Consider the following 22,313-nt stretch of genomic DNA (forward strand, 5'->3'; position numbering starts at 1 on the left):
CGGTGACGATGCGCTCCGGATTGATCGCCCAGAAGCTGGGCATGACACGAATTTTCGACGCCGAAGGCCAGCACGTTCCGGTCACGGTCCTCAAGCTCGACGGCGTCCAGGTCGTCGCGGTGAAGACCGAGGAGACCGACGGCTACACCGCGGTGCAGCTCGGTGCCGGCAAGGCCAAGGTCAAGAACGTCTCCAAGGGCGTTCGCGGCCACTACGCCAAGGCCGAGGTCGAGCCGAAGAAGAAGCTGGTCGAGTTCCGCGTCAGCACCGATGCGCTGCTGACCGTCGGTGACGAGCTGACCGCCGACCATTTCGTGGCCGGCCAGATCGTCGACGTCACCGGCACTTCGATCGGCAAGGGCTACGCCGGCGTCATGAAGCGCTGGAACTTCGGCGGCCTGCGCGCCTCGCACGGCGTGTCCGTCTCGCACCGGTCGCACGGTTCGACCGGCCAGCGGCAGGACCCGGGCCGGGTGTTCAAGAACAAGAAGATGGCCGGCCATCTCGGTGCGGAGCGGGTGACGGTGCAGAACCTCACCGTCGTCACCACCGATGTCGAGCGCGGCCTGATCATGGTCAAGGGTGCGGTCCCGGGCGCCGAAGGCGGCTGGGTGCTGATCCGCGACGCGGTCAAGCGGCCGGCGCCGAAGGACGTCCCGTTCCCGGGTGCGGTCCGCAAGGCTGCTGCCGAGACGGCTGCCGTCGTCGAGACCCCCGCGACCGACACCACCGGTCAGGAGGGCTAAGCGATGAAGATCGCCGTCAAGACGTTCGACAACGCGAGCGCCGGTGAGATCGAGCTCGACGATTCGGTCTTCGGTCTCGAGGTCCGCACCGATCTGCTCGCCCGCATGGTGAACTGGCAGCTGGCCAAGCGCCGCTCCGGCAACCACAAGACCAAGGGCATCAGCGAGATCCGCGGCACGACCAAGAAGCCCTACAAGCAGAAGGGCACGGGTCACGCCCGCCAGGGTTCGACGCGGTCGCCGCAGTTCCGCGGCGGCGCCCGGATCTTCGGGCCGGTCGTCCGCAGCCATGCGCACGACCTGCCGAAGAAGGTCCGCAAGCTGGCCCTGCGCCACGCGCTGTCCTCCAAGGCGGCCGATGGCAAGCTGGTCGTGGTCGACGCGGTCGTGGCCGACAGCCACAAGACCAAGGGCCTCGCCGCCAAGCTGACCGCGCTGGGTCTCGACTCCGCGCTGATCCTGGCCGGTGAGCAGATCGACACCAACTTCGCCCTCGCCGCCCGGAACCTGCCGTTCATCGACGTGCTGCCCAGCCAGGGCGCCAACGTCTACGACATCCTGCGCCGCGACACCCTCGTGTTGTCGCGCCAGGCGGTCGAGCAGCTCGAGGCCCGCCTGAAATGATCCGCTCTCGCAAGAAGAAGGCCGAGGCCAACGTCACCCCGCGGATGTACGACATCATCCGCGCGCCGGTGATCACCGAGAAGGCGACGCTCGCCGCCGGCCACAACCAGGTCGTGTTCAAGGTGCCGCTCGACGCCACCAAGCCCGAGATCCGCGGTGCGGTCGAAGGCGTGTTCGGCGTCAAGGTCACCGCGGTGAACACCCTGATCGTCAAGGGCAAGACCAAGCGCTTCCGGGGCCTCCCGGGCAAGCGCTCGGATGTGAAGAAGGCCGTCGTGACGCTTGCCGAAGGGCAGCAGATCGACGTGACCACGGGGGTTTGATCCGATGGCTTTGAAGACCTTCAATCCCATCACCCCGGGCCTGCGCCAGCTGGTCCAGGTGGATCGCTCGGGCCTGTGGAAGGGCAAGCCGGTCAAGACGCTGACCGAAGGCCTGACCAAGAAGGGCGGCCGCAACAACACCGGCCGCATCACCGCCTTCCATCAGGGCGGCGGGCACAAGCGCACCTACCGGATCATCGACTTCAAGCGCCGCAAGCTCGACGTCGTCGGCACGGTGGAGCGCCTGGAGTACGATCCGAACCGGACCGCCTTCATCGCCCTCATCACCTATGAGGACGGCGAGCAGGCCTACATCCTGGCGCCGCAGCGCCTAGCCCCCGGCGACAAGATCGTTTCCGGCGAGAAGGTGGACATCAAGCCGGGCAACGCCATGCCGCTGCGCAGCATGCCGGTCGGCACGATCGTCCACAATGTCGAGCTGAAGGCCGGCAAGGGCGGCCAGATGGCGCGTTCCGCCGGCACCTATGCCCAGCTGGTCGGCCGCGACATGGGCTATGCCCAGCTGAAGCTGGCCTCTGGCGAGCTGCGCATCGTGCGCGGCGAGTGCTTCGCCACGGTCGGCGCGGTCTCGAACCCGGACCAGTCGAACGTTTCGATCGGCAAGGCCGGCCGGAACCGCTGGCTCGGCAAGAAGCCGGTCACCCGCGGCGTCGCCATGAACCCGGTCGACCATCCGCATGGCGGTGGTGAAGGCCGCACCTCCGGTGGCCGCCACCCGGTCACGCCGTGGGGCAAGCCGACCAAGGGCCGCAAGACGCGCAGCAACAAGGCGACGGATAAGCTCATTATCCGCCGTCGCAAGAAGTAAGGGAGAGCGACGGTGGCACGCTCCATCTGGAAGGGCCCGTTCATCGACGGCTATCTGCTGAAGAAGGCAGACAAGTCGCGTGCGTCGGGCCGGAACGAGATCATCAAAATCTGGTCGCGTCGCTCGACCATCCTGCCGCAGTTCGTCGGTCTGACCTTCGGTGTCTACAACGGGCAGAAGTTCCTGCCGGTCGTGGTCAACGAGAACATGGTCGGCCACAAGTTCGGCGAGTTCTCGCCGACGCGGACGTACTACGGTCACGCGTCGGACAAGAAGTCGAAGAGGAAGTAAGCGATGGGACAGGAGAAGAACCCCCCTCGCCTTGCGGACAATGAGGCGCGGGCGTTTGCGAAGACGCTGCGCACCAGCCCCCGCAAGCTCAACCTCGTCGCTCAGTCGATCCGAGGCAAGGACGCGGCCAAGGCGCTGGCCGAGCTCACCTTCTCGCGCCGGCGCATCGCCGACGACGTCAAGAAGGTGCTGCAGTCGGCGATCGCCAATGCCGAGAACAATCACCAGCTGGACGTCGATCGGCTCTACGTGGCCGAGGCCTATGTCGGGCGGCAGATCGTCATGAAGCGGTTCCATGCCCGCGCCCGCGGCCGTGCGTCCCGCATCGAGAAGCTCTGGTCGAACCTCACGGTCATCGTCCGCGAGCGGCGGGAGACGGCGTAATGGGTCAGAAAGTCAATCCGATCGGCCTGCGGGTCGGCATCAACCGGACCTGGGATTCGCGCTGGTTCGCGACCAAGGACTATGCCGGCCTGCTGCACGCCGATCTCAAGATCCGCGAGTTCCTCGAGAAGCGTCTGGCCCAGGCGGGCATCAGCCGCATCGTCATCGAGCGGCCGGCGAAGAAGGCGCGCGTCACGGTCTACACCGCCCGTCCGGGCGTGGTGATCGGCAAGAAGGGCGCCGACATCGAGAAGCTCCGTCAGGAGCTGGCGAAGATGGCGCGCAGCGAGGTCAGCCTGAACATCGTCGAGATCCGCAAGCCGGAGATCGACGCCAAGCTGGTCGCCGAGAACATCGCCAACCAGCTCGAGCGCCGCGTGGCGTTCCGTCGCGCCATGAAGCGCGCGGTGCAGAACGCGATGCGCCTGGGCGCCCAGGGCATCCGGATCAACTGCGGCGGCCGCCTCGGCGGCGCCGAGATCGCGCGCACCGAATGGTACCGCGAGGGCCGGGTACCGCTGCACACGCTGCGCGCCGATGTCGATTACGGCACGGCGACGGCGAAGACCACCTACGGCACCTGCGGCGTCAAGGTCTGGGTGTTCAAGGGCGAGATTCTCGCCCATGACCCGATGGCCCAGGACAAGCGGGCGGCCGAGGCGGCCACCGGCCCGTCTTCGGCCCGGCCGGAGCGTGGCGATCGTCGTGACGACCGTCGTGGCCGCGGCGATCGCGGCCGGGAGGGCTGAGGATCATGCTGAGTCCCAAGCGCACCAAGTACCGCAAGCAGCACAAGGGCCGGATCCACGGCGTTGCGAAGGGCGGCACCACGCTGAACTTCGGCGCCTTCGGCCTGAAGGCTCAGGAGCCGGCGCGCCTGACCGCGCGGCAGATCGAGGCGGCCCGCCGCGCGATCACCCGCCACATCAAGCGTCAGGGCCGCGTCTGGATCCGGATTTTCCCGGACGTGCCGGTGTCGTCGAAGCCTGCCGAAGTCCGCATGGGTTCGGGCAAGGGCGCGCCGGAGTTCTGGGCCGCCCGGGTCAAGCCCGGCCGCGTCATGTTCGAGCTCGACGGCGTGCCCGGCGACCTGGCGAAGGAAGCCTTCGCCCTGGCCGCCGCCAAGCTGCCGATCGCCTGCAAGTTCATCGCCCGTCTTGGTGAGGAGGTCTGACCATGGATATCGAAGACGTCCGCGCCAAGACGCCGGACCAGCTGAAGGACGATCTGCTCGCGCTGAAGAAGGAGCAGTTCAACCTGCGCTTCCAGGCGGCGTCGGGCCAGCTCGAGAACACGGCGCGGGTCCGCGTCGTGCGTCGCGACATCGCTCGCATCAAGACCGTCATGGGCCAGCGCGGCAAGGATGCCGCGCCGGCCAAGTAAGAGGATTGTGAGCCATGCCGCGGCGCGTGCTCATCGGGACGGTTGTGTCCGACAAGACTGAGAAGACCGTCACGGTCCTCGTCGAACGCAACCTGATGCACCCGGTCTACAAGAAGTTCATCAAGCGGACCAAGCGGTACCTCGCCCATGACGAGGCCAATGCCTGCAAGGTCGGCGATCGCGTCTCGATCATCGAGACCCGGCCGATCAGCAAGCGGAAGACCTGGCTCGTCCTGTCCGAGGCCGAGGCGAGCGCCATCGGCGCCTCCGCCGACCCCGCTGTTTCGGGAGCGTAAACCATGATTCAGATGCAGACGAATCTGGACGTCGCCGACAATTCAGGCGCTCGTCGGGTGATGTGCATCAAGGTGCTGGGCGGTTCCCACCGCCGGACCGCCACCGTCGGCGACGTCATCGTCGTGTCGATCAAGGAGGCGATTCCGCGGGGCCGCGTGAAGAAGGGTGACGTGCATCGCGCCGTCATCGTTCGGACCGCCAAGGAACTGCGCCGCGCCGATGGCTCGACGATCAAGTTCGACCGCAACGCGGCCGTGCTGATCAACAAGCAGGGCGAGCCGGTCGGCACCCGCATCTTCGGGCCGGTGACGCGCGAGCTGCGGGCCAAGAAGTTCATGAAGATCATCTCGCTCGCCCCCGAGGTGCTGTGATGGCTGCGAAGATCAAGAAAGGCGACCAGGTCGTCGTCCTCGCCGGCCGTGACAAGGGCAAGAAGGGCGAGGTCATCGAGGTCCGTCCGGCCGACGACCGTGTCGTCGTCCGCGGCGTGAACATCGTGAAGCGCCACACCCGCCAGTCTGCGAAGACGCAGGGCGGGATCGTGGAGCAGGAGGCTGCGCTGCACGTCTCGAACGTGGCGCATGCCGACCCGAAGAGCGGCAAGCCGACCCGCGTCGGCTTCAAGACGCTCGACGACGGCCGCAAGGTCCGGGTCGCCAAGGCCTCCGGCGAAGTGATTGATCGGTGAGGATGGCCATGGCTCGTCTCAAGACCCACTACGACAAGGTCGTCCGGCCGAAGCTGAAGCAGGACTTCGCCTATGCGAACGACCTGCAGGTGCCGCGGATCGAGAAGATCATCATCAACATGGGCGTTGGTGATGCCGTCGCCGACAGCAAGAAGATCCAGGCGGCCGTCGCCGAGCTGACCCTGATCGCCGGCCAGAAGCCGGTGGTCACCAAGGCCCGGAAGTCGATCGCGGTCTACAAGCTGCGCGAAGGCATGTCGATCGGCACCAAGGTGACGCTGCGCAGCGATCGGATGTACGAGTTCCTCGATCGCCTGGTGAACATCGCCCTGCCGCGGGTCCGCGATTTCCGCGGCCTGTCGCCCAAGTCCTTCGACGGCCGGGGCAACTACGCCCTCGGCATCAAGGAGCAGATCGTGTTCCCCGAGATCGACTACGACAAGATCGAGACGGTGCGGGGAATGGACATCGTTATCGTGACGAGCGCGAAGACCGACGAGGAGGCGCGTGCCCTTCTCAAGGCCTTCGACTTCCCGTTCGTCAGCTGAACGAGCAAGGATAGATCATGGCCAAGAAGAGCTCGGTCGAGAAGAACAAGCGTCGCGAGAAGCTGGCGAAGGCGTTCGCCGGCCGCCGCGAGCGCCTGAAAGCGATCGCCAACGACCAAAGCCTGACGATGGAAGACCGCTTCACCGCCCGCCTGAAGCTGGCGGAGCTGCCGCGGAATTCCTCGCCGGTCCGGATCCACAACCGGTGCGAGCTGACCGGTCGCCCGAAGGCCTTCTACCGGCGCTTCAAGTTGAGCCGTATCGCGCTGCGCGAGCTGGCCTCGCGCGGGCAGATCCCCGGCATGACCAAGTCGAGCTGGTAAGGAGTACGGATTATGTCGCTTAGTGATCCGTTGGGCGATCTGCTCACCCGCATCCGCAATGGTCAGCGCGCCGGCAAGGCCGTGATCGAGACCCCGGCCTCGAAGCTGCGCACCAACGTCCTCGACGTGCTGAAGCGCGAGGGCTACATCCGCGGCTACGAGACCCATGAGGTCAGCACCGGCATCTCGGCCACCAAGGTCGAGCTGAAATATGCCGAGGGCCAGCCGGCGATCAAGCGCATCGACCGCGTGTCGAAGCCGGGTCGCCGCGTCTACTCGGGCATCAAGGACCTGCCGAAGGTGTATAACGGGCTGGGCATCTCCATCCTGTCGACGCCGCGCGGCGTGATGTCGGACGTCGAGGCCCGCGCCGCCAATGTCGGCGGCGAGATCCTCGCCCGCGTGTTCTGAGGAGACCGGCGATGTCACGTATCGGCAAGCACGCGGTCAAGGTTCCGGCAGGGGTCGACGCTTCGGTCTCGGGCCAGGCCGTCTCGGTCAAGGGCAAGCTCGGTCAGCTCAAGCTCGCGGTCAACGACGAGATCAAGGTCTCGCTCGAGGACGGCGCCATTAAGGTCGAGCCCAAGAGCCAGTCGCGCCTGGCGCAGACCATGTGGGCCACCAGCCGCACCCTGATCAACAACATGGTCGTGGGCGTCAACACGGGCTTCACCTCCAACCTCGAGATCAACGGCGTCGGTTACCGCGCCGCGGTCCAGGGCAAGGAGCTGGTGCTGACCCTCGGCTTCAGCCACGAGGTGCGCTATCCGATCCCCGAGGGGATCGCGATCAAGTGCGAGAAGCCGACCTCGATCTCGATCACCGGCTTCGACAAGCAGCGCGTCGGTCAGGTTGCCGCGGAGATCCGCGGGTACAAGAAGCCGGAGCCGTTCAAGGGCAAGGGCATCAAGTACGACAACGAGACCATCCTGCGCAAAGAAGGCAAGAAGAAGTAAGGACGGCCGGGATGACCATCAAGACCAACGAGCTGCGCGAGCGCCGCAAGAGCCGTCTCCGCCACAAGCTGAGCACGGCTCGCTATGGCCGCCTGCGCCTGTCTGTGTTCCGCTCTTCGAAGCAGATCTACGCCCAGGTCATCGACGACCAGGCCGGCAAAACCCTTGCCGCCGCCTCGTCGATCGAGAAGGACCTGCGGGGGTCGCTGAAGACCGGCGCCACCATCGAAGCCGCTGCCGCGGTCGGCAAGCTCCTGGCGGAGCGGGCCAAGGCGGCCGGGGTCGACAAGGTCGTGTTCGATCGTGGGCACTACCTGTATCACGGCCGGGTCAAGGCCCTAGCCGATGCCGCCCGTGAGGGCGGCCTGGACTTCTGAGGAGGACGCGGATGGCACGCGAAAGCAGAGACAGTCGCGGTCCTCGGGATCGTGGCGACAAGCGCCCGAGCGAGCGGGATGCCGGTGAGGAGCTGATCGAGAAGCTCGTTCACATCAATCGCGTCGCGAAGGTGGTGAAAGGCGGCCGGCGCTTCGGCTTCGCCGCCCTGGTGGTCACCGGCGACGGCCGCGGCCGGGTCGGCTACGGCTCGGGCAAGGCCCGCGAGGTGCCGGAGGCGATCCGCAAGGCGACCGAGCAGGCGAAGCGCAGCATGATCCGCGTTCCGCTGCGCGAAGGCCGGACGCTGCATCACGACATCCTGGGTCACTTCGGCGCCGGCAAGGTCCAGCTCCGCAGCGCCACCCAGGGCACCGGCATCATCGCCGGCGGCCCGATGCGCGCGATCTTCGAGGCGCTGGGCGTCCAGGACGTCGTCGCCAAGTCGATCGGCACGTCGAACCCGCACAACATGATCAAGGCGACCTTCGAGGCGCTGCGGACGATCGAAGGCCCCCGCGCCGTCGCCGCCCGGCGCGGCAAGCGCGTCGCCGACATCATCGGCGCCCCGACCAAGCGCGAGGGTGGCGTCGAGGTGGTGGAGGCCGCAAATGGCTGAGTCGAACGCCAAGGGGGCGACCGTGATCGTCACCCAGATCGGCAGCCCGATCGGCCGCCGGCATGACCAGCGCGAGACGCTGGTCGGCCTCGGCCTCAACAAGCTGCATCGCACCCGCGAGCTGGAGGACACTCCGGCGGTCCGCGGGATGATCGAGAAGGTGAAGCACCTGTTGCGGGTCGAGCAGGCGGGCTGAGGCCCGCCGCTCACGAGGAGCGAACATGACGAAACTCAACGAACTCCGCGACAATGCCGGCGCCCGCAAGGCGCGCATGCGCATCGGTCGCGGCATCGGCTCCGGCAAGGGCAAGACCGGCGGCCGTGGTGTGAAGGGGCAGAAGAGCCGGACCGGCGTGGCCATCAAGGGCTTCGAAGGCGGCCAGATGCCGATCTACATGCGGCTGCCGAAGCGGGGCTTCAACAACAAGAAGTTCCGGTCGAACTACGCCGTGGTCAATCTCGGCCGCCTGCAGAAGGCGATCGAGGCCGGCCGGATCGATGCGGCCAAGCCGGTCGATGCCGACGCGCTGATCGCCGGCGGGCTCGTGGCCAAGACGCTGGACGGCATCCGCCTGCTGGCCAAGGGCGAGCTCTCGGCCAAGGTCACCCTGCACGTCCACAGCGCTTCGGCGGCTGCGGTCGCGGCGGTGGAGAAGGCCGGCGGCTCGGTGGTCCAGACCAGCCCGGCCCCGGCCGAGGCTGTCGACAATGACGCAGGGACGTCGTCCCAGGCTTAACGCCGCCGTCCAACGCGGGTAAAACGGAGGGCGGGGACCGCGTTTGTTCGCAGTCCCCGCCCTTTTTCATTCGAGGCCTTGCATGGCATCTGCTGCAGAACAGCTCGCTGCGAACCTGAACTTCGGCGCCTTCGCCAAGGCCACGGAGCTCCGCAAGCGCATCTGGTTCACCCTTGGCGCGCTGATCATCTACCGCATCGGCACCTATGTGCCGATCCCGGGCATCGATCCCCGCGTGCTGACGGAGATCTTCTCCCAGCAGGGCGGCGGCCTCCTCGGCATCCTCAACATGTTTGCCGGCGGCGCGCTGGGTCGGATGACGATCTTCGCGCTGAACATCATGCCGTACATCTCGGCCTCCATCATCATCCAGCTCCTGACGGCGGTATCGCCGACGCTCGAGGCGCTGAAGAAGGAGGGCGAGGCCGGGCGCAAGAAGATCAACCAGTACACCCGCTACTTCACCGTGGTGCTGGCCACCGCCCAGGCTTATGCGCTGGCGGTCGGGCTCGAGAGCGTGCACGGCTCGGTCGGCGCGGCGGTGGTCGATCCCGGCTGGTACTTCCGCTTCACCACGGTGGTCACCATCGTCGGCGGCACCATGTTCCTGATGTGGCTGGGCGAGCAGATCACCTCGCGCGGCGTCGGCAACGGCATCTCGCTGATCATCTTCACCGGCATCGTCGCCTCGCTGCCGCATGCCCTGGTCCAGATGCTGGAGCTGGGCCGCACCGGTGCCCTGTCGCCCTTCGTGATCCTGATCCTGCTGGTGCTCTGCGTGGCGGTGATCTTCTTCATCGTCTACATGGAGCGGGCGCAGCGGCGCCTGCTGGTGCAGTACCCGAAGCGACAGGTCGGCAACCGCATGTTCGGCGGCGAGAGCTCGCATCTGCCGCTCAAGCTCAACACCTCGGGCGTGATCCCGCCGATCTTCGCCTCGTCGCTGCTGCTGCTGCCGGCGACGCTGATCGGCTTCGCCGGCAACCAGGCCGGCGACACCGGCAGCTGGGTCGCTTTCATCGCCGGGCAGCTGGCGCATGGCCAGCCGCTGTTCATGGCGCTCTATGCCGCGCTGATCATCTTCTTCTGCTTCTTCTACACCGCGATCGTCTTCAATCCGGAGGAGACGGCCGACAACCTGAAGAAGTATGGCGGCTTCATCCCCGGCATCCGCCCGGGCAAGTCGACCGCCGACTACATCGACTACGTGCTGACCCGGATCACGGTGATCGGCGCCGCCTATCTGACGGTGGTCTGCCTGCTGCCGGAGTTCCTGACGTCCCAATACGCGGTGCCGTTCTACTTCGGCGGTACCAGCCTGCTGATCGTGGTCACGGTCACCATGGACACGGTCGCCCAGGTCCATTCCCATCTCCTGGCCCATCAGTATGAAGGGCTGATCAAGAAATCGAAGCTGCGGGGGAGCCGTCGATGAATTTGATCCTGTTGGGCCCGCCCGGGGCAGGGAAGGGGACGCAGGCGAAACGGCTGGAAGAGCGCTACGGGCTGAAGCAGCTCTCGACCGGCGACATGCTGCGGGCGGCGATCGCCGCCGGCACGCCGCTCGGCCGCCAGGTGAAGGAGATCCTCGACCGCGGCGATCTGGTCACCGACGAGATCATGCTCGACATGATCGCCGAGCGGATCGCCCAGCCCGACTGCGACCGCGGCTTCATCCTCGACGGCTTCCCGCGCACCGTTCGGCAGGCCGAAGGGCTGGACGAGACGCTGGGCCGGCACGGCAGGTCGCTGGCCGTGGTGATCGAGATGAAGGTCGACGAGGCGGCGCTGTTCGCCCGCGTGGCCAACCGCGCCTCACAGTCCACCGAGAAGCGCTCCGACGACACCGAGGAGACGCTGCGCAAGCGCCTCGGCATCTATCGCGAGCAGACCGCGCCGATCATCCCCTACTACCGCGACAAGGGGCTGCTGAAGGCGGTCGACGGCATGGCCGACATGGACACGGTCACCCGGCAGATCGAATCCATCCTCGGCTTCCAGCCGGCGGACGCCTCCTGACCGGACCGGTCGGGGCGTGACGATCAGGGGCGGCCTTCGGGCCGCCTTTTTTCATGGGTGCGGCCCGGCCGCGGCGGCGGCGACGATCCAGTCGCGGAAAGCACGGATCTTGGGCCGGTGGCGCTGCTCCGCGGCATAGACCAGCCAGTAGCCCTTGGCGCGGTCGACCAGGAGCGGGAAGGGCGCGACCAGCCGCCCGCTGGCCAGGTCCTCGGCGAAGAAGTCGGGCGTGACCAGGGCCGCCCCGAGCCCGCCCGCGGCGGCCTGCGCCGAGGCCGCCTGGTTGTCGAAGCGCGGCGCCGGCTTTCGCAGGGCGGCCGGGGCCTCGACGCCGGCGGCCTCGAACCAGGCATCCCAGCTCATGGCCATGCCGATCAGCGGCAGCGACAGCACATCCGCCGGTTGCCGCAGCCCGGCCGCGAGCCGGGGCGCCATCACGCAGGCGAGGCGAACCGCCAGCAGCCTGTGGGCGATGCAGCGCGGCGGGAAGCCGTTCGGCCCGGCGCGGATCTCGATATCGGCGGCGAGCTCGCCTTCGATGCTGTCGCCGAGCTCGGTGCTGGTGGCGAGCTTGACCGTCAGCTCCGGATGCGCGGCCTGGAAGGCGCCGAGCCGCGGCGCCAGCCAATGGGTGGTGAAGGTGGGCACCGATACCACCGTCAGGCTGCGGCCCGCCGCATCCACCTCGCTGCCGACCGCGGCCCGCAGCCGGCCGAAGGCGTCGACCACCTCGGCCGCCAGCCGCTCTCCGGACTCGGTCAGGACCAGGCTGCGGCCGCGGCGGGCAAACAGCGGCGCGCCCAGCCGTTCTTCCAGCCGCTTGATGTGATAGCTGACCGCCGCCTGGGTCAGCCCCAGCTCCTCGGCGGCGCGGGTGAAGCTGACATGCCGCGCTGCCGCCTCGAAGGCATGCAGGGCAGGCAGGGGCAGGCTGTCGGTGGCCATGGCTCAGTATAAGCCAGGCTTATGATCGGCGGCGAGGCCCTGCGTGGTTCGGCCGGGCCGGCGAGAGCATCGTCCGTCCATCCTTTCCAGCCAGGATGACCTGCGATGCCCACCGATGCCCTGACCTTCCTCAACCCCGACACCATGCCGGCGCCGAACGGCTATTCCCAGGTCGTGCTGATCCCGGCCGGCGCCTGGCTGGTCCAGCTCTCCGGCCAGGTCGGCATTCGCCCGGACGGCTCGATCGCCGGGCCGGATTTTGCCGCCCAGGCCGAACAGGCCTTCGAGAACGTGAAGGCCGGCCTGGCTGCCGCCGGCAGCGGCTTCGAGCACGTGATCCGGCTCGGCATGTTCGTCACCGACTTCGCCGTCCAGGGCCCGGCCCTGCGCGAGGTGCGCGACCGCTACGTCAACCGCGCGGCACCGCCGGCCAGCACCACGCTGCAGATCGCCCGCTTCTTCCGCGACGGGCTGCTGTTCGAGCTCGACGTGCTCGCCGTGGTGCCGGGATGAACGCGGTGCCGGCCGTGCTTCCAGCGCGGCGGCCGACGGCGCTGCGCCGCCTTGCCGGACTGGTGCTGTCCTTCGCGTCGCTGCTGCGGCGCCGTCGCCCGGTGCTCCGGCCGGGCGACCTCTCCGAGCATCTCCGGGCGGACCTGGGGCTCGACCGGTGGCGGGGCTGGCAAAAGCCGCCCCAAAATCCCTTCTGATACCGGCGAATCTTTGATCGGGTTCTTCACGACCTCGTCATCCCGGGCGCGGCGCAGCACGGGATGACGATCGATTCATAGACTCGCTGATATGAGATCACCCGATCGCGATCACGATCTTGCCGACATGGCCGGCTGCCTCCAAGTGCCGGTAGGCGTCCTTCGCCTGCTCGAACGGGAAGACCCGGTCGATCACCGGCTTGATGCCCGCCTGGGTGATGTGCCGGTTCATCGCCTCGAACATCTGGCGCGAGCCGACATAGAGGCCGCGCAGTGTCACCGACCGGCCGATCAGCGGCGTCGGCTCGAACGGGCTGCCGGCGGTCAGCACGCCGATCAGCTGGACGAAGCCGCCGATCCGGGTGGCGGCGATCGACTTCGGCACCGTGCCGGCGCCGCCGACCTCGATGACATGGTCGACGCCGCGCCCGCCGGTCAGCCGCAGCACCTCCTTCTCCCAGTCCGGATTGCGGCGGTAGTTCACCAGCTCGGCCGCGCCCAGAGCCTTGGCCTGCTCCAGCTTGGCGTCGCTGGACGAGGTGGCAATCACCCGGGCCCCGGCGGCATGGGCGAATTGCAGCGCCAGGATCGAGACGCCGCCGGTGCCCAGCACCAGCACGGTCTCGCCCGGCTGCAGCGGATGCTGGCCGCCATAGAGCGCGTTCCAGGCGGTGACCCCGGCGCAGGGCAGGGCGGCGCCCTCCTCGAAGGACAGATGGTCCGGCAGGTGCACCAGCCCGTCCTGGTCGAACACGCGGTGCTCGGCCAGCACGCCATGGGCCGCGCCGCCGAGGGCGCTGGCCGGGTCGGCCGCGTCGATCTCGCCGCCGATCCAGCTCTGCATGAAGATGCCGGCGACCCGGTCGCCGACCTTGACCCTGGTGACGTCGGGACCGACCGCCACCACCTCGCCGGCGCCGTCGGACAGCGGCACCAGGTCGGGCAGCGGCGCGCCGCGGCCGTAGCGGTTGGTGGCGACCATCAGGTCGCGGTAGTTCAGCGACGCCGCGCGCAGCCGGACCAGCACCTGGCCGCGGCCGGCGACCGGCGTGTCGGTCTCGGCAAGGGTGAGGTCGTCGATGCTGCCGGTGCGGGGAAAACGGTACTGGCGCATGGCTCTGATCTCCGATGGGGTCGGGTCACCGCCGGACCGGCGGCATGGGCGCCATGTTGCGGCTTGCAGGCCCTCGCGCAAGAAGGCAACATTTCTTGCCATAGGATACTCTTTTGCACCTATGGAGACGAGAATGCCGCCACGAGACCAGGCCCGCCGGTCCTATGGCTGTGCGGTCGAGGTCACGCTCGCCGTCATGGGCGGCAAGTGGAAGCCGGTGATCCTGTACCAACTGCTGGACGGGCCGCGGCGCTTCGGTGAGCTGCGGAAGCATTTCGGCGGCGTGTCGCAGCGCTCGCTGACGCTGCAACTGCGCGAGCTGGAGGCGGACGGCATCGTGCACCGGCAGGTCTTCGCCGAGGTGCCGCCGCGGGTGGAATATTCTCTGACCGAATACGGCCGCACCCTGGCGCCGGTGCTGGACGCCATGAGGGCCTGGGGCCAGAGTTTCCGGGAGCGGGTGGAAGGGACGGCAGAGGCGGCGAACGCGCGGCTGCTGACCGAGGCCGCCATCTGACGGAAACTACTAGTTTCAACCCAAGAGGGTGTCGTTAGGAATCACGCGGCCCTCATACATGCCCTGCATTAGATAGTGCTCCAATGGATCGATGCGGGCTGCGGCAATGTCGGGATTGGCAGCAAGGTAAGCGCTGGTGTCGAAACGGGCCGAAGGGTCGCGGCCTTCGTGCCAGCCGGCGAGGTGGTAATGCTCGAGCGGGTTGACCTTTGCCGCCGCGACATCCGGGTTCTGGGCCAGATACCAGTTCGTGTCGAACAAGGCGTTAGGATTTCGCCCTTCCCGCCAGCCGGCCTGCGCGTAGTGCATATCCGGGTCGATCTGGGCGTTCCAGATATCGCGATTGCCCCTGAAGTAGAACAGGTCGTCGACCAAGGCTTTGCCGTCGGCTTGAACCACCAGCCCGTCCCGGAACTTGTATTGCTCGACACCGGTTAGACGGTGCGGACCTGCCGCATCGGTGACGATGACATTCGGACCGGAATAGGAAAGCGCGACAACACCGAAAGAATTTGCGGTCGCGAAGACTTTGATGCTGCGTCCCTCGTAGATGCCTTGCGCAAGGTAGTGCTCCAGCGGATCGATTCGGGCCGCGGCGATGTCCGGATTGAACGCGAGATAGGAGCTGGTGTCGAACTGCGCCGAAGGATCCCGGCCTTCCCGCCAGCCGGCGAGATGGTAGTGCTCAAGCGGATCGACCTTCGCCGCCGCGACGTCCGGATTCTGGGCCAGGTAGTATTTCGTGTCGAACAAGGCGTTGGGATTGCGGCCCTCCTTCCAGCCGGCCTGGGCGTAGTGGGTCTCCGGGTCGACATGGGCGTTCCAGACGTCGCGATTCGAGACGTAGTAGAACAGATCGTCGACCTCGACATTGCCATCGGCCTGGACGACGGTGCCGTCATCGAACCTGTACTGCTCGATACCGACCAGGGTGTCGTGGCCCAGTGGACTGTGGAGGATGGGGCCGCCCGGGCTGGTGGACACGGTGGTCTGCGTCAGCCGGGCGTGGATCACCGCCGTGTCGGTGCCGGCGCCACCGATCAGGACGTCGTTTCCGGTCCTGCCGTCGAGAACGTCGTTACCGGACCCGCCGGAGAGCTGGTTGTTCGCCTGGTTGCCGACGATGGTGTCGTTGCCGATGCCGCCGCGGGCGTTCTCGATCAGGGATCGCGGGTCGTCGTTGTACAGCAGGGCGTTGTAGACGTTGCCCTTGGCATGATGATTGTCCCCCAGATCGGCGATCTGCGACGAGGAGAGCTTCGAGTAGCCCCCGGGCCTCAGGTCCACGGCCAGGTCGGTGGCATAGTTCGAGAAATCGTAGGTGTCGTTGCCGCCGCCGTCCCAGATCGTCCGGAAGACGCGGTTGGCGCCCGGCGTGCCCTGGCTCTGCCCGTCGATGAACATCGCACCGCTGGTCGGGGAGAAACTGTAGACGCTATTGCCGGCATTGTTGACGTAGTCGGCGCCATACAACTTCTGCAGTGCAGCGATGTCGTACATCATGTATGACTGAGCGAAACCGTATTGTTCGTTCTTGTAACCTGTGTCGCCCAGTATCTCACCGGCATAGCTCCGGTAACTCATCGCCGAATATTCCATGGCGTCGTAGGCCGAAGCCATCTTCGTTCCCACGACCTCGCCAGCTTCGTGTGGATGCTTCAAGCCGAGCGCATGCCCGATCTCGTGCAGGAACCCATGCCAAGCGTAGTCGCCGCGGCCGGGCGCGTCGTATGTCGTGCCGGAGAACCAGACGTCACCGGCTTTGGTGTCCGGATACGGGGTATAGGCATACGCCGTCTCGGGCATCGATGAATGGGCGAGCCGGATGTTGGCCGTCCAGGCGCTGCCTTCGGTGATCCGCAGATCGGTGAAGCTCATGATTTGGGTGAAGATATTGCCCGCCACTGCGATCATCGGCCCGGTCAATGGCCGGAACCCCTGCAGTGCCTCACTATACCCGGACCCGTAGGCGCTTGCCGTGCCCGGATAGGCCACGGTGATCGAGTCGCCGGACCATTTATAGCCGTCCAGCAGCCCGTCGATATTCTGATTCCCCGTAGTGCTGACCCGCACAACCCTTCCGGAACCACTGCCGGCGCTCGGAAAGCCGAGCGCGCTGTCGGTTATCAGCGACATAAAATCCCCTCCACCGCATCTATCTCAATATGGCGATCATAATTTTCTAGAATACTATCCTAAACATAGATCAAACATCTAGGGCCCAAAAGCCCAGCCGGCGAAAGTGGATCTGAACCGGAGCCGCGCCAGCCCGGCTGCTGGCGCGGCCCCGGCGTGCATCAGTACATATGCTGGCCGCCGTTGATCGACAGGGTCGAGCCGGTGATGAAGCCACCTTCGTCGTCGACCAGGAACAGCACGCCGCGGGCGATCTCCGACGCCTTGCCCAGGCGGCCGACCGGCACCTTGGCGACGATCTTCTCCAAGACGTTCGGCGGCACGGCGCGGACCATGTCGGTGTCGATATAGCCCGGCGCGATGGCATTGACGGTGATGCCCTTGCCGGCGCCTTCCTGCGCCAGCGCCTTGGTGAAGCCGTGGATGCCGGACTTCGCCGCGGCGTAGTTCACCTGGCCGTATTGGCCGGCCTGGCCGTTGATCGAGCCGATATTGACGATGCGGCCGAAGCTGCGGGCGCGCATGCCGTCGATGACGCAGCGGCACATGTTGAAGCAGGAGCCGAGATTGGTGTCGATCACCGCATCCCAGGCGTTCCGGTCCATCTTGTGGATGGTCCCGTCGCGGGTGATCCCGGCGTTGTTGACCAGCACCTCGACCGGTCCGAGCTCGCTCTCGATCTTGGCGATCGCGGCCTGGCACTGCTCGAAATCGGCGACGTCGAACTTGTAGGCGGCGATGCCGTGCCGCTCGCTGAAGGCGCGGGCGGCGTCATCATTGCCCGCATAGGTCGCGGCGACCTTGTAGCCCTTCTCCTTCAAAGCCAGCGAGATCGCCTCGCCGATGCCTCTCGTCCCGCCGGTCACAACGGCTACACGTCCCATAGCGTCCTCCCAGGGTTGGATTTGAAGGGCCGCCGGCCGCGACGAGAGGTCGGCGGGCGGCCCGGGAAATGGCGCCTCAGAATAGAGGCGCCGGTGTCAGCGTTCGACGCAGAGCGCGATGCCCATGCCGCCGCCGATGCACAGGGTGGCGAGGCCCTTCTTGGCGTCCCGCCGGCCCATCTCGTACAGCAGGGTGGTCAGGATCCGCGCGCCCGAGGCGCCGATCGGGTGGCCGATGGCGATGGCGCCGCCATTGACGTTCACCCGGGCCGGGTCCCAGCCCATGTCCTTGTTCACGGCGCAGGCCTGGGCGGCGAAGGCCTCGTTGGCCTCGACCAGGTCGAGCTGCTCGGCGGTCCAGCCGGCCTTCTTCAGCGCCGCGCGGCTGGCCGGGATCGGGCCCGAGCCCATCACCGCCGGGTCGACGCCGGCCGTGGCCCAGGAGGCGATGCGGGCCAGCGGTGTAATGCCCCGACGCGCCGCCTCCTCCTCGCTCATCAGCACCAGCGCCGCGGCGCCATCATTGAGGCCGGAGGCGTTGCCGGCGGTGACCGTGCCCTCCTTGTCGAAGGCCGGGCGCAGCTTGGCCAGCACCTCGATCGTGGTGTCCGGCTTCAGGTACTCGTCGGCGTCGATCACGGTGTCGCCCTTGCGGCCCTTGACCGTGACCGGGACGATCTCGTCCTTGAACCGGCCCTCGCGCTGCGCCGCCGCCGCCTTCTGCTGCGACGCCAGGGCGAAGCGGTCCTGGTCCTCGCGGGTGATCTGCCACTGCCGGGCGACATTCTCCGCCGTGTTGCCCATGTGATAGCCGTTGAAGGCGTCCCACAGCCCGTCGCGGATCATGGTGTCGACCATCTTGGCGTCGCCCATCTTGGTGCCGCTGCGCAGATGCAGCGCGTGCGGCGCCAGCGACATGCTCTCCTGCCCGCCGGCGACGACGATCCGGGCGTCGCCCAGGGCGATCGCCTGGCCGCCCAGCGCCACGGTGCGCAGGCCGGAGCCGCAGACCTGGTTGATGCCGTAGGCGGTGGCCGATTTCGGGATGCCGGCGCCGATCGCGGCCTGGCGCGCCGCGTTCTGGCCGGTGGCGGCGGTCAGCACCTGGCCCAGCACCACCTCGTCGACCTCGGCGGCCTCGACCTTGGCCCGGCCCAGCGCCGCGGTGATCGCGGCGATGCCCAGCTCATGCGCCGGCACGGCGGCGAAGGCGCCGGCGAAGGCCCCGACCGGCGTGCGCGCGGCTGCGGCGATGACGACATTGGTCATGGGGGCATATCCCTTTGCTGTTCGGCGCGGCCGGACCGCACCAGTCTGAATTGCGTTAGGATGACGATAGCCATGCCCGTTCCGCCTGTGCAACCACCACGGGCGAATAGGTCGAAGGGGAGGGGGATCGATGCGCAAGCCGTTGCTGCGGGCCGTGCTGCTGGCCGCGCTGATGGGAACGATGCCAGCGATGGCGGGCGAGGACTGCGCCGCGATTGCCGCGCGCGCGGCCGCGGACTGGCGGGCGAAATCGGTCGTGTCCGGCTTGGCCGGGATCGATGCCGCCACCGCCGCCTGCGTCCAGAAGACGCTGGTCCAGGATCTCGCCCGCGACCTGGGGCAGCCGGTCGGCTACAAGGTCGGCCTGACCGGCAAGGCGATGCAGGAGCGGCTGGGAGTCAGCCATCCGGTGTCGGGCGTGCTGCTGCAGCGAATGCTGAGCGAAGCGGGTTCGCCTGTCCCGGCCAGCTACGCCGCTCGGCCTTTGGTGGAGGCAGACCTGATCGCCGTGGTCGGCGATGCGGGCGTCAACCAGGCGAAGACGCCGGCCGAGGTGCTGGCCCATCTCTCGGCGCTTAGGCCCTTCATCGAGCTGGCCGACCTCGCCCTGCCCGCGGACGAGAAGCCGACAGCGGCGTCGATCGCCGCCGTGAATGTCGGCGCCCGGCTCGGCGTGCCGGGACAGCCGATCGCGATCGAGCCCGGCCTCGCCGAAAAGCTCGCGACGATGAAGGTCTCGCTCGTTGACGGTTCCGGCAAGGTGCTGGCCGAGGCGCCGGGCGCCGCCATCCTCGGAAACCCGCTCAACGCGGTGATCTGGCTGGCGCAGGACCTCGCGTCACGGGGCGAGGCGCTGCAGCCGGGGCAGTTGGTCAGCCTCGGCTCTTTCGGCCCGCCGGCGCAGCCGGTGCCCGGCGGGGCCGTGACGGTCCGCTATGACGGCCTGCTGCCCGAGCCGGTGTCGCTGTCCGTTCATTTCGAATAGCACCGCCCAGCCATGCCGCCAGCGGCCGCCACACCTGCGTCTCGGCGCCGCCGGCCACCACCATGCCGATATGGCCGAGCGTCGGCTCGATCCTCTCGGCGCCGGGCATGCGCTCGGCCAAAGCGCGGGCGCTGGCCGGCGGCACGATGCGGTCGCGGGCCGGGATCAGGTGCAGGCTGGGCCGGCGGATCGCCTCCGGCCACACCGGCGCGCCGTCGATCCGCCACAGGCCGCGGCCGGGCATGTTCTCGCCGTACCAGCCGGCCAGGCATTCCAGCGCCACCGGGCCGGGCAGCGGGATGCCGTCGTTCAGCCAGTCCTCCAGCACCACGAAGCGGGCCGCTTCGGGTGAGCCGGCGGGCAGCCGGCCGAAGGCGCTGAACTTGCGCAGGGCGGTCAGCGGGTCGAGCGTGGTGAACAGCGCCTGGATGCCGTCCACCGGCAGCACGCCCAGCGATGCAATGACGGGCAGGCTGGCGGCCGCCGCCATCCGGCCGATCTCGGCCTGGTGCGGCGCATCGGCATGGAAGTCCCAGGGTGCGGCCATGAAGGCGATGCCGGCGATGTCGTCCGGCCGCCGCGCCGCCAGCGCTGCCGCCAGCGTGCCGCCCATGCAGTAGCCCAGCAGCCCGACCCGCCCTTTCGCAGCCGCGAGGGTGGCGTCCAGCGCCGGCTCCAGCCGCCGCAGGATCACATCGGTCAGGGTGAAGTCGCGCTCGGCGTCGTCCGGCACGTCCCATTCCAGCAGCAGCGGCCGCAGCCCCTGCGCTGCCAGGAAGCGCAGCAGGCTGCGCTCCGCCGTCAGGTCCAGCACATAGGCGCGGTTGACCAGCGACGGCACCACCAGCAGCGGCAGCCCGTCGGCAGGGCCGTAGTCGCGCAGCCGGGCGGATCCGTCCTGCCACAGCATCGGCGGCGCCGGCAGGTCGCGGCGGTCGGGATGGCGGATATAGCGCTCCAGCCCGGTCAGGAAGGCGGCGGCGCGCCGGGTCCCTTCCCGGGCCAGGGCCGCGGCGGCAGCGTCAGGGGGCAGGCTTGCGAGGCGTTCGCCGGCGCGGCGCAGCGGCTCCGGCCAGGGCGGCTTCGAGCCGGGCGACCCGCTCCTCGAGAGCGGCAATGCGGCGATCCCGCTCATCAGGCTCGCCGCTGCCGCGGCCAGATGCAGCGGCAGCGGCCGGGGGCCGAGGCGCAGCGTCATCGCCGGCCGTCCCGCTGAAGCCCGCCATGATCCGCGACACATGGCCGGGGTCGAGCAGGGCGGCCCAGCCGCGCAGCGTCTCGGGATCGGTCAGGGTTGCGGTCCAATGCTCTTGCCAGAGATCGAGGAAGCGGCGGGCCAGGTCGTCCGGGCTGTCGCCGTCGCCGGGCGGCGGGTCGTGGGGCGGTTTCGGCGCAGTCATCGCGGCGATCATAGTCGGCGAGGTCGGGCCTGCCTATGGCCGGCGCGTGTTGCGATGCGAAAGGATCGTGACATGCCGCCCCGGGCGGACCAGTATAGGCGCCAATTCAGTCGAAGCGGCCGTGTGCCCGCGGCCGGAAAAAGCGATAGGGACCCCCATGCCGACCAGTCAGGCCGCCCCTGGATCCGCCCCGTCGGCCGAGGAGCCGAAGAGCGCTCCCATCACGATCAAGAAATACGCCAACCGACGGCTCTACAACACGGCGACGTCGAGCTATGTGACGCTCGAGAACCTGGCCCAGATGGTCAAGGATGGTGTCGAGTTCGTGGTCTATGACGCGAAGTCGGCTGAGGACATCACCCGCTCGGTGCTGACCCAGATCATTGTCGAGGAAGAGGGCAAGGGCGGCCAGAACATGCTGCCGATCGGCTTCCTGCGGCAGCTGATCAGCCTGTATGGCGACAACCTGCAGTTCATGGTGCCGCGCTATCTGGAATCCTCGATGGAAGCCTTCGCCCGCAACCAGGACCAGATGCGCAGTTACTTCAAGGACGTCAGCGGCGTGTTCCCGTTCGGCGCCTTCGAAGAAATGAGCAAGCAGAACATGGCGCTGTTCGAGCGGGCGATGCAGATGTTCACGCCGTTCGCCGCCGGCAAGGGCGGCAAGCCGTCTGGCGCCAACCCCGCCGACCCTGCCGCGGCCGAGCCGGCGCCGGCGGAGCAGGGATCGATCGACACGCTGCGCCAGAAGCTGGACGAGTTGCAGCGCCAGGTCGAGGAGATCACCAAGCCGAAGCGATGACCTGACCGGCTGACTCTCAGCCGTAAGCGATCAGCCGGCCGAGCGCGCCGGCGAGGAACCACAGCACGATCGACCCCGCCGCCTGGATCCGGCCGAGCAGTGGCGGGGCGCGGTCCCAATCGGGCAGCGACCGTTGCCACAGCCAGCGGAAGGCCAGCGCATTCGCCAGCGCCGCCGCGATCACCAGGATCTTCAGCTGGAACACGTCGGTCGCGGCCAGCGGCCCGGCATCGGCGGCGAACAGCGCAACACCGGTCGCGGCCATCAGCACCAGCCCGACCAGCGCCACCCGGGTCAGCAGGCGCGACACGGTGCGGACCGGCAGCCCACGGCCGAAGCCGACCAGGCGGAGGTCGAGCAGCCCGATGCCGCCGACCAGCAGCACCAGCCCGAGCAGATGCAGCAGGTT

33 protein-coding genes and 1 pseudogene are annotated in these 22,313 nt (G+C 67.9%); 27 read left to right on the forward strand and 7 right to left on the reverse strand.

The genetic code is table 11. The annotated features are described in order from the left end of the window. Positions 1-8: 8 nt before the first annotated feature. The 22 genes and pseudogenes from rplC to FFK22_RS19100 all read left to right on the forward strand — a co-directional run. A pseudogene (gene rplC / locus FFK22_RS18995) lies at positions 9-635 on the forward strand (50S ribosomal protein L3); the annotation flags it as partial. A gap of 114 nt (positions 636-749) precedes the next feature. Beyond that, positions 750-1,370: a 50S ribosomal protein L4 gene (gene rplD / locus FFK22_RS19000; RefSeq protein WP_138892698.1), complete on the forward strand. Its 621-nt coding sequence runs from the start codon at positions 750-752 to the stop codon at positions 1,368-1,370. A 44-nt stretch (positions 1,371-1,414) separates the two neighbouring features. Continuing rightward, positions 1,415-1,693 carry a 50S ribosomal protein L23 gene (locus tag FFK22_RS19005; protein ID WP_373683753.1) on the forward strand — a complete coding sequence of 93 codons (279 nt, stop codon included), beginning with the start codon at positions 1,415-1,417 and terminating at the stop codon, positions 1,691-1,693. Positions 1,694-1,697: 4 nt separating this feature from the next. Next, positions 1,698-2,522 (forward strand): 50S ribosomal protein L2, encoded by an 825-nt coding sequence (gene rplB / locus FFK22_RS19010; protein WP_138892696.1) that lies wholly within the window; start codon positions 1,698-1,700, stop codon positions 2,520-2,522. A gap of 12 nt (positions 2,523-2,534) precedes the next feature. Further along, on the forward strand, positions 2,535-2,813 hold the full coding sequence (rpsS, locus tag FFK22_RS19015) for a 30S ribosomal protein S19 (RefSeq protein WP_138892695.1): 279 nt from the start codon (positions 2,535-2,537) through the stop codon (positions 2,811-2,813). A 3-nt stretch (positions 2,814-2,816) separates the two neighbouring features. Beyond that, complete coding sequence (gene rplV, locus FFK22_RS19020; protein WP_138892694.1) at positions 2,817-3,197, forward strand: 50S ribosomal protein L22; 381 nt, start codon at positions 2,817-2,819, stop codon at positions 3,195-3,197. After that, positions 3,197-3,946 (forward strand): 30S ribosomal protein S3, encoded by a 750-nt coding sequence (gene rpsC, locus FFK22_RS19025; RefSeq protein WP_138892693.1) that lies wholly within the window; start codon positions 3,197-3,199, stop codon positions 3,944-3,946. Before rplV ends, rpsC begins: the two co-directional genes overlap by 1 nt. Positions 3,947-3,951: 5 nt before the next feature. Then, positions 3,952-4,371 carry a 50S ribosomal protein L16 gene (gene rplP / locus FFK22_RS19030; protein ID WP_138892692.1) on the forward strand — a complete coding sequence of 140 codons (420 nt, stop codon included), beginning with the start codon at positions 3,952-3,954 and terminating at the stop codon, positions 4,369-4,371. Between the two features lie 2 nt (positions 4,372-4,373). After that, on the forward strand, positions 4,374-4,580 hold the full coding sequence (gene rpmC / locus FFK22_RS19035) for a 50S ribosomal protein L29 (RefSeq protein WP_138892691.1): 207 nt from the start codon (positions 4,374-4,376) through the stop codon (positions 4,578-4,580). 14 nt (positions 4,581-4,594) lie between these two features. Then, positions 4,595-4,876: a 30S ribosomal protein S17 gene (rpsQ, locus tag FFK22_RS19040; protein WP_138892690.1), complete on the forward strand. Its 282-nt coding sequence runs from the start codon at positions 4,595-4,597 to the stop codon at positions 4,874-4,876. Positions 4,877-4,879: 3 nt separating this feature from the next. Then, positions 4,880-5,248: a 50S ribosomal protein L14 gene (gene rplN / locus FFK22_RS19045; protein WP_138892689.1), complete on the forward strand. Its 369-nt coding sequence runs from the start codon at positions 4,880-4,882 to the stop codon at positions 5,246-5,248. After that, a complete protein-coding gene (gene rplX, locus FFK22_RS19050; protein WP_138892688.1) occupies positions 5,248-5,565 on the forward strand; it encodes a 50S ribosomal protein L24 in 318 nt (105 codons plus the stop codon). The genes rplN and rplX overlap by 1 nt, the downstream gene beginning before the upstream one ends. Positions 5,566-5,573: 8 nt before the next feature. Next, a complete protein-coding gene (gene rplE / locus FFK22_RS19055; RefSeq protein WP_138892687.1) occupies positions 5,574-6,113 on the forward strand; it encodes a 50S ribosomal protein L5 in 540 nt (179 codons plus the stop codon). Positions 6,114-6,130: 17 nt separating this feature from the next. Continuing rightward, on the forward strand, positions 6,131-6,436 hold the full coding sequence (gene rpsN / locus FFK22_RS19060) for a 30S ribosomal protein S14 (RefSeq protein WP_138892686.1): 306 nt from the start codon (positions 6,131-6,133) through the stop codon (positions 6,434-6,436). Positions 6,437-6,448: 12 nt separating this feature from the next. Continuing rightward, positions 6,449-6,847, forward strand: a complete 399-nt coding sequence (gene rpsH, locus FFK22_RS19065; RefSeq protein ID WP_138892685.1) for a 30S ribosomal protein S8 — start codon at positions 6,449-6,451, stop codon at positions 6,845-6,847. Between the two features lie 11 nt (positions 6,848-6,858). Beyond that, entirely contained in the window at positions 6,859-7,392 is a 534-nt protein-coding gene (gene rplF / locus FFK22_RS19070; RefSeq protein WP_138892684.1) for a 50S ribosomal protein L6, read from the forward strand. An 11-nt stretch (positions 7,393-7,403) separates the two neighbouring features. After that, positions 7,404-7,769, forward strand: a complete 366-nt coding sequence (rplR, locus tag FFK22_RS19075) for a 50S ribosomal protein L18 (protein WP_138892683.1) — start codon at positions 7,404-7,406, stop codon at positions 7,767-7,769. A gap of 11 nt (positions 7,770-7,780) precedes the next feature. Continuing rightward, positions 7,781-8,386, forward strand: coding sequence for a 30S ribosomal protein S5 (rpsE, locus tag FFK22_RS19080; protein WP_138892682.1), 606 nt, complete (start codon positions 7,781-7,783; stop codon positions 8,384-8,386). Continuing rightward, positions 8,379-8,582, forward strand: coding sequence for a 50S ribosomal protein L30 (gene rpmD, locus FFK22_RS19085; RefSeq protein WP_138892681.1), 204 nt, complete (start codon positions 8,379-8,381; stop codon positions 8,580-8,582). The genes rpsE and rpmD overlap by 8 nt, the downstream gene beginning before the upstream one ends. A gap of 25 nt (positions 8,583-8,607) precedes the next feature. Continuing rightward, entirely contained in the window at positions 8,608-9,123 is a 516-nt protein-coding gene (rplO, locus tag FFK22_RS19090) for a 50S ribosomal protein L15 (protein WP_138892680.1), read from the forward strand. An 82-nt stretch (positions 9,124-9,205) separates the two neighbouring features. After that, a complete protein-coding gene (gene secY, locus FFK22_RS19095) occupies positions 9,206-10,558 on the forward strand; it encodes a preprotein translocase subunit SecY (protein WP_138892679.1) in 1,353 nt (450 codons plus the stop codon). Further along, positions 10,555-11,142, forward strand: a complete 588-nt coding sequence (locus tag FFK22_RS19100; RefSeq protein WP_138892678.1) for an adenylate kinase — start codon at positions 10,555-10,557, stop codon at positions 11,140-11,142. Before secY ends, FFK22_RS19100 begins: the two co-directional genes overlap by 4 nt. Before the next feature lie 51 nt (positions 11,143-11,193). Here the strand turns inward: FFK22_RS19100 and FFK22_RS19105 are convergent, their stop codons facing one another. Continuing rightward, the gene (locus FFK22_RS19105; protein ID WP_138892677.1) at positions 11,194-12,087 is read right to left on the reverse strand and encodes a LysR substrate-binding domain-containing protein; all 894 of its coding nucleotides are present in this window, start codon (positions 12,085-12,087) and stop codon (positions 11,194-11,196) included. A gap of 105 nt (positions 12,088-12,192) precedes the next feature. Between FFK22_RS19105 and FFK22_RS19110 the strand changes: the two genes are divergently transcribed. Further along, on the forward strand, positions 12,193-12,600 hold the full coding sequence (locus FFK22_RS19110) for a RidA family protein (protein ID WP_138892676.1): 408 nt from the start codon (positions 12,193-12,195) through the stop codon (positions 12,598-12,600). A 5-nt stretch (positions 12,601-12,605) separates the two neighbouring features. Continuing rightward, entirely contained in the window at positions 12,606-12,797 is a 192-nt protein-coding gene (locus FFK22_RS19115; RefSeq protein ID WP_138892675.1) for a hypothetical protein, read from the forward strand. 97 nt (positions 12,798-12,894) lie between these two features. Here FFK22_RS19115 and FFK22_RS19120 read toward each other — a convergent pair whose 3' ends face one another. Further along, complete coding sequence (locus FFK22_RS19120) at positions 12,895-13,911, reverse strand: NAD(P)-dependent alcohol dehydrogenase (protein WP_138892674.1); 1,017 nt, start codon at positions 13,909-13,911, stop codon at positions 12,895-12,897. Between the two features lie 133 nt (positions 13,912-14,044). On the opposite strand from FFK22_RS19120, the gene FFK22_RS19125 reads away from it, so the two are divergent. Next, positions 14,045-14,428 carry a helix-turn-helix domain-containing protein gene (locus FFK22_RS19125; protein WP_138892673.1) on the forward strand — a complete coding sequence of 128 codons (384 nt, stop codon included), beginning with the start codon at positions 14,045-14,047 and terminating at the stop codon, positions 14,426-14,428. Positions 14,429-14,443: 15 nt separating this feature from the next. Here the strand turns inward: FFK22_RS19125 and FFK22_RS19130 are convergent, their stop codons facing one another. The 3 genes from FFK22_RS19130 to FFK22_RS19140 all read right to left on the reverse strand — a co-directional run bounded on the left by FFK22_RS19130 (position 14,444) and on the right by FFK22_RS19140 (position 18,717). Continuing rightward, the gene (locus tag FFK22_RS19130; protein WP_138892672.1) at positions 14,444-16,564 is read right to left on the reverse strand and encodes a M10 family metallopeptidase; all 2,121 of its coding nucleotides are present in this window, start codon (positions 16,562-16,564) and stop codon (positions 14,444-14,446) included. A gap of 161 nt (positions 16,565-16,725) precedes the next feature. Next, positions 16,726-17,448 carry an acetoacetyl-CoA reductase gene (phbB, locus tag FFK22_RS19135; protein ID WP_138892671.1) on the reverse strand — a complete coding sequence of 241 codons (723 nt, stop codon included), beginning with the start codon at positions 17,446-17,448 and terminating at the stop codon, positions 16,726-16,728. 96 nt (positions 17,449-17,544) lie between these two features. After that, positions 17,545-18,717 carry an acetyl-CoA C-acetyltransferase gene (locus FFK22_RS19140; protein ID WP_138892670.1) on the reverse strand — a complete coding sequence of 391 codons (1,173 nt, stop codon included), beginning with the start codon at positions 18,715-18,717 and terminating at the stop codon, positions 17,545-17,547. Between the two features lie 130 nt (positions 18,718-18,847). Here FFK22_RS19140 and FFK22_RS19145 point away from each other — a divergent pair, with 130 nt between their 5' ends. Continuing rightward, positions 18,848-19,702 carry a 2-keto-4-pentenoate hydratase gene (locus FFK22_RS19145; RefSeq protein ID WP_138892669.1) on the forward strand — a complete coding sequence of 285 codons (855 nt, stop codon included), beginning with the start codon at positions 18,848-18,850 and terminating at the stop codon, positions 19,700-19,702. On the opposite strand, the gene FFK22_RS19150 is transcribed toward FFK22_RS19145, so the two are convergent. Continuing rightward, a complete protein-coding gene (locus tag FFK22_RS19150) occupies positions 19,590-20,900 on the reverse strand; it encodes an alpha/beta fold hydrolase (RefSeq protein WP_138892668.1) in 1,311 nt (436 codons plus the stop codon). The two genes, FFK22_RS19145 and FFK22_RS19150, sit on opposite strands and share 113 nt — an antisense overlap. Positions 20,901-21,259: 359 nt before the next feature. On the opposite strand from FFK22_RS19150, the gene phaR reads away from it, so the two are divergent. Next, complete coding sequence (gene phaR, locus FFK22_RS19155) at positions 21,260-21,904, forward strand: polyhydroxyalkanoate synthesis repressor PhaR (protein WP_138892667.1); 645 nt, start codon at positions 21,260-21,262, stop codon at positions 21,902-21,904. Between the two features lie 16 nt (positions 21,905-21,920). Here the strand turns inward: phaR and FFK22_RS19160 are convergent. Next, positions 21,921-22,313, reverse strand: a 393-nt coding sequence (locus FFK22_RS19160; RefSeq protein ID WP_143956844.1) for a hypothetical protein, incomplete at its 5' end; no start/stop codon positions are given.

The sequence above is a fragment of the Mycobacterium sp. KBS0706 genome (assembly GCF_005938675.2).
Lineage (GTDB): Bacteria > Pseudomonadota > Alphaproteobacteria > DSM-16000 > Inquilinaceae > Inquilinus.